General features: G+C 33.3%; 12 protein-coding genes, 2 other RNA genes and 2 pseudogenes. 8 read left to right on the top strand and 8 right to left on the bottom strand.

Features of this window, described 5'->3' with window-relative positions:
- Positions 1-17: 17 nt before the first annotated feature.
- On the bottom strand, positions 18-1,619 hold the full coding sequence (gene dnaX, locus OPR46_RS00170) for a DNA polymerase III subunit gamma/tau (protein ID WP_265043398.1): 1,602 nt from the start codon (positions 1,617-1,619) through the stop codon (positions 18-20).
- A gap of 15 nt (positions 1,620-1,634) precedes the next feature.
- An RNA gene (gene ffs, locus OPR46_RS00165) (signal recognition particle sRNA small type) lies at positions 1,635-1,734 on the bottom strand.
- Positions 1,735-1,966: 232 nt separating this feature from the next.
- Between ffs and OPR46_RS06585 the strand changes: the two are divergent.
- Positions 1,967-2,083 (top strand): annotated as a pseudogene (locus OPR46_RS06585) (WPE palindromic element domain-containing protein); the annotation flags it as partial.
- A 107-nt stretch (positions 2,084-2,190) separates the two neighbouring features.
- Complete coding sequence (locus OPR46_RS00155; RefSeq protein WP_265043397.1) at positions 2,191-2,844, top strand: glutathione S-transferase family protein; 654 nt, start codon at positions 2,191-2,193, stop codon at positions 2,842-2,844.
- Position 2,845: 1 nt separating this feature from the next.
- Here OPR46_RS00155 and OPR46_RS00150 read toward each other — a convergent pair whose 3' ends face one another.
- Positions 2,846-3,493, bottom strand: coding sequence for an O-methyltransferase (locus tag OPR46_RS00150; RefSeq protein ID WP_265043396.1), 648 nt, complete (start codon positions 3,491-3,493; stop codon positions 2,846-2,848).
- Positions 3,494-3,742: 249 nt separating this feature from the next.
- Between OPR46_RS00150 and OPR46_RS00145 the strand changes: the two genes are divergently transcribed.
- Positions 3,743-4,021, top strand: coding sequence for a DUF2671 domain-containing protein (locus OPR46_RS00145; protein WP_006279425.1), 279 nt, complete (start codon positions 3,743-3,745; stop codon positions 4,019-4,021).
- Positions 4,022-4,050: 29 nt separating this feature from the next.
- On the opposite strand, the gene OPR46_RS00140 is transcribed toward OPR46_RS00145, so the two are convergent.
- The 3 genes from OPR46_RS00140 to ssrS all read right to left on the bottom strand — a co-directional run bounded on the left by OPR46_RS00140 (position 4,051) and on the right by ssrS (position 5,451).
- A complete protein-coding gene (locus OPR46_RS00140) occupies positions 4,051-4,755 on the bottom strand; it encodes a DsbA family protein (RefSeq protein ID WP_265043395.1) in 705 nt (234 codons plus the stop codon).
- A gap of 54 nt (positions 4,756-4,809) precedes the next feature.
- Entirely contained in the window at positions 4,810-5,271 is a 462-nt protein-coding gene (locus OPR46_RS00135) for a type II toxin-antitoxin system RatA family toxin (protein ID WP_010963012.1), read from the bottom strand.
- Between the two features lie 19 nt (positions 5,272-5,290).
- Positions 5,291-5,451, bottom strand: a non-coding RNA gene (gene ssrS, locus OPR46_RS00130) — 6S RNA.
- 116 nt (positions 5,452-5,567) lie between these two features.
- On the opposite strand from ssrS, the gene OPR46_RS00125 reads away from it, so the two are divergent.
- The gene (locus tag OPR46_RS00125) at positions 5,568-6,158 is read left to right on the top strand and encodes an MlaC/ttg2D family ABC transporter substrate-binding protein (protein WP_265043394.1); all 591 of its coding nucleotides are present in this window, start codon (positions 5,568-5,570) and stop codon (positions 6,156-6,158) included.
- Entirely contained in the window at positions 6,155-7,444 is a 1,290-nt protein-coding gene (locus tag OPR46_RS00120; protein WP_265043392.1) for a bifunctional folylpolyglutamate synthase/dihydrofolate synthase, read from the top strand. The genes OPR46_RS00125 and OPR46_RS00120 overlap by 4 nt, the downstream gene beginning before the upstream one ends.
- A gap of 484 nt (positions 7,445-7,928) precedes the next feature.
- Here the strand turns inward: OPR46_RS00120 and OPR46_RS00115 are convergent, their stop codons facing one another.
- The gene (locus OPR46_RS00115) at positions 7,929-9,275 is read right to left on the bottom strand and encodes an IS110 family RNA-guided transposase (protein ID WP_265043032.1); all 1,347 of its coding nucleotides are present in this window, start codon (positions 9,273-9,275) and stop codon (positions 7,929-7,931) included.
- 493 nt (positions 9,276-9,768) lie between these two features.
- Positions 9,769-9,903: pseudogene (locus OPR46_RS06580) on the bottom strand (DnaJ domain-containing protein); the annotation flags it as partial.
- 609 nt (positions 9,904-10,512) lie between these two features.
- Here OPR46_RS06580 and recA point away from each other — a divergent pair.
- The 3 genes from recA (at position 10,513) to OPR46_RS00095 (ending at position 13,227) form a co-directional block, all read left to right on the top strand.
- The gene (gene recA, locus OPR46_RS00105; RefSeq protein WP_010963008.1) at positions 10,513-11,580 is read left to right on the top strand and encodes a recombinase RecA; all 1,068 of its coding nucleotides are present in this window, start codon (positions 10,513-10,515) and stop codon (positions 11,578-11,580) included.
- A 187-nt stretch (positions 11,581-11,767) separates the two neighbouring features.
- Positions 11,768-12,460, top strand: coding sequence for a phosphatidylserine decarboxylase (locus OPR46_RS00100; protein WP_007548750.1), 693 nt, complete (start codon positions 11,768-11,770; stop codon positions 12,458-12,460).
- Entirely contained in the window at positions 12,457-13,227 is a 771-nt protein-coding gene (locus tag OPR46_RS00095) for a CDP-alcohol phosphatidyltransferase family protein (protein WP_015589351.1), read from the top strand. The genes OPR46_RS00100 and OPR46_RS00095 overlap by 4 nt, the downstream gene beginning before the upstream one ends.
- Positions 13,228-13,247: the final 20 nt, after the last annotated feature.

Genomic DNA, 13,247 nt, shown 5'->3' with positions numbered 1-13,247 from the left:
TGACTAAAATCCACAACTTACTCCTTATTTTCTATATTAACTACTTTTGCACCTTTAAACGTGTCAAGGATATCCTTAACTGCAGGTGCATAATCTAAATTACTCACTTCCCTGTTTATATAACCTGTATCAACTGCAACAACCCACTCTTGCTGAGTCACCTGGTTTAAGTAATTTTTTAAATCATTGCAAAAATTACTATCCAACTTAGATACAGCCTTTAATTTTAAATATCCAGGTTTACAATCTATTAATTGTAGATTATTACACAGTTGTTTGTAAAGATAAATTTGGTTACTTCGCCTTAATAGTCGCAAAATCTTATCAAAATCGTAATTTTGTTGTTTATTTTCCACATGGATCCCAGTGTCACGCACTGGGATGACAGAGTGGGGTTGTTGTTTACTTTCCACATATTTTTTTGGATCCGAGTAGTCAGCTACTTGGATGACAGAGGGGGAAGGTGCAACAGGTCTGCCCTGTCTATTTCCTTGCTCTACATTCTGCGAAAGAACTTTTTTGATCACCTGTTCCGGAGAAGGCAGATCAGAAAGATAACAGAGGCTAATTAACATCATTTCAGCAGCAACATCGTTGCATGTTGAAGTTTTTATATCTTGAATACCTTTAAGCAACATCTTCCACAATCTCGAAAAAAATATTAAAGATCTCTTTATACTTAAATCTTTTATCCTATTCTTTTCATGCTCTGTAACTGCATTATCAATCTCTTTTGTAATCAAAAAACGGCATACTAACTGAATTGTTTGCAATAGACCTTCAAAAATACTAAGTGGGTTTGCTGTTTTTACCGCCTTGTCAAACACTGATAGAGCTTTCTGTAAATCACCTTCTAATATTGCCCCTAATAGATCGAATATAATATCTTTATCCACTAGGCCAAGTATGTCTGTCACATTTTTAGTGGATATTGCACCATCTTTGCTATATAGCACTGCTTGATTCATCAAAAACAAGGCGTTACGCATTGAATTTCCAGAGTGTCGTGCAATTAATTCTAATGCTCCCTTTTCAATGGAATAACTCTCTTTTTGTGCAACATCATTTAAACGTTCCACTATTTTAGCTACAGGAATGTTGTGTAAATCAAATCTTTGACAACGTGCAATAATAGTTATTGGTATCTTTTTTATTTCCGTAGTTGCTAAAATGAACTTTACACTAGATGGTGGCTCTTCTAGGGTTTTAAGTAATGCGTTAAATGCACTGCTAGATAGCATGTGTACTTCATCTATAATGTAGACTTTGAATTTAGAGCTTATAGGTGAATAGCAAATATCTCCCAGGATTACTTTAATATCGTCAATGCTAGTGTGACTTGCTGCATCGATTTCAATTACATCTGGATGGCTTGAATTTTTTATTGCTAGACAATTTTCACATGATCCGCAAGGTTCAAAAATTGGCCCTAGGGAACAATTCAAACATAAAGCTATTATCCTTGCAGTGGTGGTTTTACCAACTCCACTACTACCAGAGAGCAGTATAGATTGTGGGATTTTGTTTAAAATAAAAGCATTTTCTAATACACGCACTAATATATCTTGACCTACTAGATCTTTGAAGCTACTAGGACGATGTTTTAATGCTATATTCATAGCCTCGGATAAAACAAATAATGAAATAGGTATGCAACCCAAAAAGGTTCTGATATGGCTGCTTCATTTCTGATCTGACCAAATTACAGAGTTTTTGCCTGCATACCTTATAAAATATTATACTTTTTTTTTTATTTAGCAAGGTATATCCTATATTAGCTCTATAATTTAATATGTTAAATTTTTTACAGTGCTATTTTGAAGTAAACAAAAAGTTAGTTGTCATGCAAGTCACTACAAGATTGTCACTCCAATGTTTATTTATGTCATTTCAGCGCTTATTTATGTCATCCCAGTGCCTAGGCATACAGCTGTATGAATGTTGTGATATAAGAGCAATTTTTACCGAAAAGGATGTCATCCCAGTGCTTGACTACTTGGATCCAGAAAACTTAACTGTAAATGAGCGCACTAGGCAATTATATAACAAGAACTGGATTCCAGTGTCAGCTACTTGCATGACACTACCTGCTACGCAAACTTCTGTGGACTACAAAGAAAGTTCGTACAGTTGTAGGTCAAGCCATAGAGTAACAAAAAAAGGATATTGGTATAACAAAAGAGGAACATTATGATTTTATATCATTTTCCTCTTTGTCCATTTTCACGAAAAGTTAGAGCTTTTCTAAAAGAAAAAAAATTAGGCTGTGATCTAGTGTATGAAAATCCGTGGGAAAAGCGGAATGAATTTATGGAGATCAATCCAACCGGGCAAGTACCAGTGTTAATAGATAATAACTTTGTAATAGCGGATAGTAATGCCATTTGTGAATATATAGAAGAGACTTACAATAGCGACGTCAAATTACTTGGTTCATCCACTATTATTAAGTCTAAAATACGCGCTCTAATCAATTGGTTCGATAACAAATTTTACAATGAAGTTGCTAAGTATATTATGAATGAAAAAGTAATTACTAACCGCAGCCCTGACTCTAGATTTCTTCATGCAGCTCAGCATAACCTGCCTTGCCATATGGAATACATCGAACACTTAATTAACAAGAACGTTTGGCTTGCAACTGATAAGTTCACTTTAGCTGATATTACTTTAGCATCGCATATTTCCGTAATGGATTATGTAAGTAGTTTTCCATGGGAAAAAAGTAAAATTTTAAAAGAATGGTACTCCATTGTTAAATCAAAGCCTTGTTTTCGTGAGATATTATTAGAGAGGATTTCTGGTTTAATCCCTCCTAAACATTATGCTGACCTTGATTTTTAACTTATGTTAGCTTTAAAGCTACAGTCATTCCTTCATCAGTTGGAATCAATATAGAGAAATATTTTTTTTCATCTGATAATCTATTATTAAACTCCCTCATGGCATGCCATGATTTTTCTGATACTTCTTTTGGAGGCGATTCTAAAAATACTGTGTTAAACAGTAGAGTGTTATCTGCAACGATTAGCCCATCTTGTTTAATGTATGACTCTGCCCAATCTAAATACTTAGGATAACTACTTTTGTCAGCATCAATAAATATCATGTCAAATGGTGCTTTTGCTGATAATTCATTAATTTTTTCCAGTGCATCGCCTTCTATTAGAGTAATTTTATCACTTAGATTAAAAGCACTAATTTTTTTTTTTGCTATTCTTGAGTGTTGAGGATTATTTTCTATTGTATATATATGACCGTCTTTTAGTAGAGCTTTTGCCATGCAAATCGACGAGTAACCGTATAACGTGCCAATCTCAACAATACTTTTGATTTTTTGGATTTTTATAAATAAACTTAATAGCTTTCCTTCTTCAGGGCCAATTTGAATATGTTGCTTTTTTTCAAGAATACAACATTCTTCTATTTTTTTATATTCTTTTGCAAATAGATTTCTTATGTATGACAATTTTATACTAAAATTATTACGCATATATTATAAATTAGGGAGACTTAATTCATACACAATTTATAAATATAATAATATAGTTTAAAATAATAAAAACATTTATTTTAAGTTATTATTTCATAGTATAAAATTTTAAGTGACAAAAATTATTATATATCGTACTATGGTTAACTAGTATAACAAACAGTCTATTATTATGCTAGAATTAAAGGGATTGTTTATGCGCATTTCTCTTTTTAAAATATAATTTTTATAATCAATTAGAGGGGTTATATGTCTTATACTATTGCTGGTGAAGTTGAAACGTTAAACAAAAAATCTAACAAGAATGAAGGGGTTATGTTACTACATAATCCAGCTTATCGTGAAAAGTATAAAGAACGTTTTGATGAAGCTCAGAGAAAAGTTATGGATATGGTTCAGTTTTATGATGGGACAATAGTATTAATAGAGAATAAAATCGCTATGTATTACTACACTTGGCACAGTAAAAAAAGAGAGTTTGAGCGTAAAAAACAACAAACAGTAGTGAAAAACAATGACTCAGCATAGAGTCTTTTATATGGTAAGCTACAGTGGTGTTACTTCACTATAGCTTTTCCATATAATTCATCTATCACATTAGTGAAGTATTTCAGCTCTTTATACCCTCCATGTTTAACTTTATTATGCTCTATATATGATTTATCATCGTTAAGCTTGATGAAAAATATTGGAGTGGCTGTGATACCAAGTTTATTAATTGCCAGTGATTTATCATTTACGATTTTATCCATTATTTTCTTATCATTAATGCATTGGTTAAATGCATCTTGCTTTAAGTTGCTTAGTGCAGCAATTCTTTGTAGTAAAGTCAAATCACTTAAATTGTAGTAATTCCACGAATCTATTGAGTTAAAAACAGCTTTGTTAAAATTAAAGTAGTCTTCTTGTTTTTCGTAGCAATGACTTAGCATTGCAGCCTTTAGCCCTCTGTAATCCAAAGGAAAATGACGAAATATATATAACATCTTACCTGTGTCTATATATTTCTCTTTAATTTTAGGAAAAACATTCCTATGAAAAAGAGAGCAGTGATAACAAGTTAATGAAGCATATTCTATCATTAGAATTGGTGCTTTTGGATCTCCTAATAATTTATCATTAGGTAATGGCGATAATAGCTCATTTGATGTTATTTCATTGGGTTTTTTTTGAATGTATTGGTTATCAGATAAATCTTGCTTAACAACTGCATAAGAATTAACACCTATGAAAATTAATAAAAACAATAGTCTAAAAATCATTACAATATAAACACTTAACTTACTAAAAAAAATTATACATTTATATTAATAATGTCAAGATAACTTTTGTTTAGCAAGGCTTTCAGCCCTATCTTTAAATGCAGCAATTATTTTACTTTGTGTATACTTATATACTGAGTTTAATAAAGTGGAAAATGAGTTGGACTTAAACTTAAACTCTATATAAAACTTTACCATAGTTTTATTTTCATCTATGGGAATGAATTGCCATTCATTGTATAGATGTTTAAATATTCCATTTGATGATACAGCTTTTATCCAACCTTCATTTGTTCCACTTGGAGAAAGAGAAGTAACTTCTGATGTATATCTACCTTTAATTCCATGAAAAGCTGCGAGGAGATCCACAACCATTTGGTTGTTAATTTTTTCTTTTATATAAACGGCTTTGCACCAAGGAACAAAATCAGGATACCTTTCAACATCAATTACAATTTGGAATACTTCATTAGGCAAACATAGGAAAACACCCTGTTCTTTGTATTGATGAAGCATAAATGTTAAACCAATCAAAATAGGATCCGTATCTACCGTCAGCCTTAGTAGATTCCTGAGACTAAAGTTAAGGTGGGCATCGCATATCAATTTCAACGAAATTAACAGAGGCAATTCCCTTGACTAGAAATTATCGCTCGGGAAATTTAACTTAACTCATAACGCATAGAACAGACCCTTAATTAATTGTAGATGATTTATACAAGGTGTGTCTATAGATATATTAAAGCTAGCGATTATTATTTAATCTTTATTAAACTTTGCATTCTAAGTATCATAGCTAATAAATATATCTTATGAACATTACTAAAGTTTTAACTATCATTGTTTTTATTGTAATTTCTTCAAGTGCTTGCACTAATTGTACAGATCACAAAATTTTTGTACATACTATGAAGCAACAAGTGGATGGTATATCTACAAAGGAGAATAAAAAAAACCGGGAATGTGTGCAAAAAAAGCTTCAGGAGGTCATTCAAAACAATGTTAACCTCAAAGGAATATCGCAATTCGTCATAGGAAAACATTGGGCTTTAGTTAAACAAAAAGAAAAAGAAGATTTTTTAAGAGAGTATGAAGTGTATCTTACGCGTTTGTGCGTTAAAGTTTTATATAAATACATGCATGATAGTGAAATGATCATAATGAGTACAAAAGCAGTTGACGATGAAACTTGCTTAATTGGTACAAGATTTTCTTACGGTGATGAAGAATTTACAAATATTGATTTTAAAGTTACTAAAAATAACAGTTCTTTCTTGATAAGTGATGTTGTAATGAGTGGAATAAGTATTGCTATTAATCAACGTTATCAATTTAGTGAAAAAATCGACACGCATGGCATAGCAAGCGTTATAGCTGAATTAAAATGCAATAACAATCCATGATATATATGCCTCATTGGCCTAAGCCACTTGGTAGCAGGCCGAATGATTTTTCTCTTGATCGCATAAAAGGCTTTCTTAGCAAACTAGATAACCCCGAGAAAAAAGTGCCTCCCGTAATTCATATAGCTGGAACTAATGGGAAAGGCTCAACACTAGCATTTATAAGATATATAATGCAAGCAGCAGGGTATAAGGTACACGCATACACTTCTCCACATTTAGTGAGTTTTAATGAGAGGATAGTGATAGCCGGCAGCTATATCGACGATAATGAATTATATAGCTTATTAGAAGAATGTCGTGCAGTAATTGCAGAACAACCTATCACTCTGTTTGAAGCTGCAACTATTGCAGCTTTTTTAGCTTTTTCTCGTCATAAAGCCGATATAACTTTAGTTGAAGTGGGTATGGGTGGAAGGCTTGATGCAACAAATGTTATAGATAATCCGATTTTAACAATAATTACTTCCATTGCACTTGATCATACGGAATATCTTGGCCCTACTGTAGAAATTATAGCAGGTGAAAAGGCTGGAATAATGAAACCTAATGTTCCTTGCGTAATAGCACCGCAAGAAAAATCTATAGTGAACACGCTAGAACACCACGCAATAAATAAGAAATCTCCCTTGTATAGAGGAGGTCTTGAATGGAATTGCAAAAAAAAGAACAACAAAATGGTTTTTCAATCAGCTATTCAATCAATAGAATTTCCTTTGCCATCTTTAAAGGGTGATCATCAGGTGATTAATGCAGGCAATGCTATTGCAGCATGTAGTATTTTAAGTGGAAAGTATGAATTTGATATTGGAGAAGAGGATATCACTTCAGGTTTACAGTGCACTTATTGGCCTGCACGGCTAGAGTCTATAAAAGAAGGTAATTTAATTTTCCTACTACCGAAAGATTGGCAATTATTTTTAGATGGTGCACACAATAATGATGCTGCTAGAGTACTATCTCAGTGGGTAAAAGATAATTTTGCTGAAGGTATTTATATGGTTTTTGGTGTTACTAGTAACAGAAATGTGGAAGAGTTCTTAGAGCACTTAAAGCCATATATCAAGCTACTATGTGCGGTTTGTGTTAAGTCTGAACCTAAAGCAACAAATACAAATTTGATTAGGGAAAAAGCCAATAACATAGGAATAAAAGCAGTTGAATGTGAATCAATTGGCGATGCAATATCAAATCACATATTAAAAGCCTCTACCCAAAACGTCAAAACCATACTAATCTGTGGCTCATTGTTCCTAGCTAGAGACTTCGCTATGGAGAATAGCTAACTTTGATGATATTATAGCTCTTTTTACAATAATCCGAGCAGACCGTAATATGCTACTGGCCTGCTATAGCCATAAACACATATCTTATCGCATTCGGACTATTATAAGAAAGGCTATAATAAGCCGGATAACATCATAGAGTTAGTTATACCAAAGCCGTTGGCAACTAAATCTAATCCCACACCGAAAAACATTAAAGATGTACAGATTGTGTTGCTCAAAATAACTGAATTTTTTAGCCACTTTAATTTAGTCCTATCACTCTTTGAAAAATTTTCGCATTCTTGGTCAAAGTTAAACAATAATAAAATATTAGTCTGATGATTAAACTCTTTCCCATTTCTAGTATAAATGCTCTTAACAGCTAGACTCAAAATAGATCCTGCTAACAAGGGAGCAAGAAAACCTACTGCTATTGGTACATTAGAAGAAATACCATTAATTATTAAAAATGCAATTGATGTGAAGGATACTAAAAGAACTTCTAAGAAACTCTTTCTGCTAGTAGCTCTTTTTTAATCAAGACATAACCAAATTCACTAGCTTTCTTGCTTAGAGTCTTCACTATTTTTTCCTTATATAACTTTTCATAGTAATCAATGCCCTTCTCTACATATTCCTGTCCATACTTTAGCATACTATAAAAAATGCACGCCAATTTCCTAGCCGTAGCGGTAATCGCTTTCGGTGCTCCTAGTCGTTTTTTTAACCTTCTGCAATATGCACCAATCCCACTGTTGCTTCTTGACACACACTGGGCAGCCATCCTAAAAGCATTTGCAGCACGAGCAATAACTTTGCGAGTTCTCGTCCCAAATACTTTTTCCCCTGTAACTTTATTAGCAGGACTTAGCCCCAACCAAGAAGTAAAGTGCTTCTCTGATGGCCATTTATCGTGGTTCAAACCAACTTCTGAGATAATTGTTTGTATAGTTAGCACATCAAGCCCAGGAACTTTAGTAAAATCAATACCGGTTACTCTATACAGTTCTTCGTGTAAAGGAAAGTCTGGTCTGTTTTTTGAAAACCTATTCTTTATTTTGCTGCATCGCTTATTCTCGTCAGATTTTGTTTCAAATGTTTTGTAATATTGTTCGATGCTTTTGTCGCATTCTGCTATTTTTTCCTGATAAATATTATACAATTCAAATTCTTGCTTTAACACAAATAAGAGTTCCTTTCTGTAGTCGCCTTTTAGCGCTTTTGCCATGGTAGATCTATCATTTCTTATCCGTACATCTCTCAATTCTGATAATGTTTCAGGATTCCTTTCACCTTCAATTATTGCTTTGATAATTTGCATACCGGTCACTCCAGTAATATCACTTATGACTTTGTGTAATTGAACGTTCATTTGAATTAACGCTTTTTGCATACGTAGAATATGTGTGGATGCACTTTCAATCAGGTTGCTACGTTGCCTAACGTAATTACGCAACACACACATTTGATCATCAGGTCTAAACGACCCATGGAGTAATCCATAGCTGTGTAATTGTTGTAACCATTGACAGTCTTGAACTTCGGATTTTCTACCAGGCACGTTCTGAATATATCGTGCATTTACCAATTTTACCTCAAATCTATATGACTCAAGTATTTGAAACAAAGGAATCCAATATACTCCTGTTGATTCCATATCTACTGTTCTAACTTTACATTTCTTTAACCACCCTGCTAAGTTATGAAGATCAACTGTAAAGCATCCAAATTTTTTGACACGTTGTTCACCTCTTCCTTCAGGTACACATACATAATGTACAGCTGAGCCGATATCAATTCCTGCTGTATCAGGATTCACTATTTCTGGTTTACTTTTTGCCTTTATCATGGTAATTATCCTACTATAACTTATAATGGAGAAGCACTTAAGCTTGGGACGGTTAGATTATACAATCTTCTAATCGAGGTAGTCATAATAGACTCCATCAGTGGTTTAACCGTTCCTCCAAAACCACGCTCCTAAACGGGCACTTAAGCACCATTGATCAGTCGGTTATAACTGCAGAAGTACTTCTTGATAAATTATATATAAAAATTGCTATGGAAGTGAAGAAATAGTTTCTTTCCGGTTTAACAAGATTTTTTTCTTGTTCGACGCTCCTAAGAGATTTGAATAAGAAGAATATTTTACATAAGCAGTTACATTATTGTTAATTGACTGCTGCTTATTATAGAGTTTATTTCTGCACTTATCATCTAAGTATTGTTGCAATTCTTCATAACTGCGACTCCACAACTTACCGCGTAATTCTTTTATTGAGACCTTTCTCCAATGGCTCTATTATAAATTCTTCAAAAAATGGCTTATTTAATGCAATAATCTTAAATTTCTCCTCCGCTTCTTTATTGTTTGGGTTTTTATCTGAGTGATATTTTAACGATAATTTACGGTATTGTTGACTAAGCTTTTTCTTAATATTCTTAATGTCAGAATTTACCACATCCTCCTTTTGAATATTAAATGTTAAAAACAACTGCTTTAAAGCGTGGTACTCATTTTCATTCAAAACATTTCTAGCTACATTACACCTACAAATTAACTAACTATTAATGTTCCATAATATACATATTTCCAAACTATGTCTATTATTTTATAAATATCTCTGGTAAAAATTATTTCTGTTATGACTAGCATGATAAGTGTATGAAGCGACTAAAATTGTTATTACAGCGCTTAGTGTATGACAGTGCTCCAACATTTAGGTTTGCAGTTTGCATGGCAGATCTGAGTAGCTGACCCATCTAAGAGGTGTCATCCAAGTAGCTGACACTGGAATGGCTTTGTTGCATTGCACCTTATACGGTAGTAATTTACAATAAATTCATGTAGCCATTTCGAATTTAGTCATTTCAGTGTTGGCTACTTGGATGACACCACCTGCTATGCTGCAAATTGCAACGTTCGTACACTAAAGTATAGTGTGTTACTAACGAAGGCAAACAAATATCTGCTTTATGAAAACGTTAATATTTTTCATTGAAATAATACATAAATACTAGAAAAACCTTGGCAGGTTATTCGCGTTCGATTATCATAGAGAATTATGCAAATTAATAAATGATCTATGGCAAGTAACCCAGAAGAAAGAAATAGTGATAAACAAAAAGCGCTGGATAACGCAATAAGCCAGATTGAAAAAGCATTCGGTAAAGGTGCAATAATGAAGTTGAAGCAAAACCCTGTAGAAAAAATAGACACAATATCCACAGGATCAATTGCGCTTGATTCGGCTCTAGGTGTTGGAGGTCTGCCAAAAGGGCGTATAATTGAAATATTTGGTCCCGAGAGTTCTGGTAAAACCACTCTTGCCTTGCACGTAATTGCTGAAGCACAAAAAAAAGGAGGATCATGCGCATTTATCGATGCAGAACATGCATTGGATGTCTTATATGCTCGTAAACTTGGGGTAAGCACTGATGATTTAGTAATTTCACAACCAGACACTGGAGAGCAGGCGTTGCATATTGTTGAGTATTTAGTGTGTTCCGGTGCGGTTGATGTGATAGTTATTGACTCTGTTGCAGCGTTAACCCCAAGAGCTGAAATTGAGGGTGATATGGGTGATCAACACATGGGGCTGCAAGCAAGGCTTCTAAGTCACGGGCTACGGAAACTAACCTCTGCCGTTTCAAAAGCGAACTGTATATTGATATTTATTAATCAAATTCGTATGAAAATAGGAGTAGTGTATGGAAATCCTGAAACTACCACGGGTGGAAATGCATTAAAATTCTATACTTCTGTAAGGCTTGATATAAGAAAAGTTGGTGTAATAAAAGACAAAGAAAATATTACAGGTAATGAAACAAGAGTTAAAGTTGTAAAAAATAAAGTTGCTCCTCCATTTAGAGAAGCGAAATTTGATATAATGTACAATGAAGGTATATCAAAACTCGGAGAAATAATAGATATGGGAGCAAAGCTTGGTGTGCTTGAAAAAGCAGGCGCTTACTATTCATATAACAACACACGTCTTGGGCAAGGAAGAGAGAATGTAAAAACTTACCTAAAAACAAACAAAGAAGTCGCAAATGAAATAGAAACGAAAATCAGAGATTTACTCAGAAATCATGATAATTCTATCATAATAGACGAGGATAGTGAGCAACTTTTAGAAGAATCAGTTTTCTGATCTAAACTTAGGCATTAGATTTTGTGTTGGACGGGTTGTTACAGTATGACGGTAATTCTATCTGCTAATATAACAATCTGTAATGTTACCTTGTATCAAAAAGACTTTGCTGAAGCAGTTAAAAAAAGCTTTTCATGAGAAATTATAAATGATAAATTGTTAACAATAGGTTATTGTTAACAAGATTATGTGTTTTGGTTTACCTAATATAAACAGGGAAGGTTATTCATTTATAGTAGTTTCCTTTATAGTAACGTGTATAGCATTCTCTATATCTTGGGGGTTTGGCGTTACGTGCTTGTTTCCGACATTATTGTGTACTTATTTCTTTCGTGATCCAGCAAGAGCTGTGCCAAACAATAAGAATCTTATATTAAGTCCTGCTGATGGTGTGATTTCAAAAATTGAAGAAGTTAATTATCCTTTATCAGCAGAAAACGGAGAGGAGAAGAAGTTTACGCTTGTTAGCATATTTTTAAGTGTTTTGAACGTCCATGTGAACCGTATACCAATATCTGGTACGATAAAGGAAATGAGTTATAAAAAAGGCAAGTTTGTATCCGCAATGAGCAATAGGTCTAGTAATGAAAATGAAAAGCAGGTTATTGTAATTGAATACGAAAAGGGGAAAGAAATTATTGTGGAGCAAATAGCTGGATTAATTGCACGTCGTATCGTTTGTAATTTAGGAATATCCCAGAACGTAAAAGCAGGTGAAAGGTTTGGAATTATAAGGTTTGGCAGTAGAGTGAATATCTATGTTCCTGCTGATACAGAAGTCAGAGTTTCAGAAGGGCAAACTGTTATTGGTGGTGAAACAATTATAGCAAACTTAAATAAGGAAAACGTTCAAGAGAAGCTTACTTTTGACGTTATATGAATAACGATGGAAGTAACAGTAGATTCTTACCTATTACTAAATTATTCCCAAACTTTATAACTTTATTGGGTTTATGTTCTGGTCTCACTTCACTTAAATTTACATTTAATGAACAATGGGAATTCTCAGTAATTTTTATCATCATTGCAGCAATAATAGATGGAATGGATGGCAGAATAGCTAGAATTCTAAAATCAACTAGCGATTTTGGAGCCCAGCTTGATTCTTTTGCAGATTTTCTAAATTTTGGTGCAGCGCCTGCATTTCTTTTGTATTTTTGGAAGCTAAACGAAATCAAAGTCATAGGTTGGATTTTAGTAATGATATACGTAATCTGCATATCAATAAGACTTGCAAGATTTAATGTTTCGCTACACTCAGAACAACCATACTGGGAAAAATTTTTCTTTTCTGGTGTTCCAGCTCCAGTGTGTGCTTTACTTTCTTTGTTACCAATAATTATTACCTTTCAATCTCATGAGAGTGAATACTTACTTCTCATAGAGCGATTTTTTAACACAAGAAACGTAGCTTGTTACTTTCTGGCCATTTCATTTTTTTCGATAAGTCATATTCCAACTTTCTCTGCAAAATATATTTATATTCCCAAAAGCCTATCCTATATATTTGTGTCATTTTTTGGAGTACTTATTGTATTTTTCATCAGTAAGCCCTGGATGACTCTACCAATTTTAGGTATAGTGTATACACTTACTATTCCAATAAGCATCGGGTTTTACATATATTTTACATATAAAACTCGTTAGCTAACAAAAAATAGAAAACT

Source organism: Wolbachia endosymbiont (group A) of Scambus nigricans (assembly GCF_947251485.1).
Taxonomy (GTDB): Bacteria; Pseudomonadota; Alphaproteobacteria; order Rickettsiales; family Anaplasmataceae; genus Wolbachia; species Wolbachia pipientis.
Note: the sequence above shows the minus strand (reverse complement) of the source record. Positions and strands in the feature narration are given on the sequence as shown.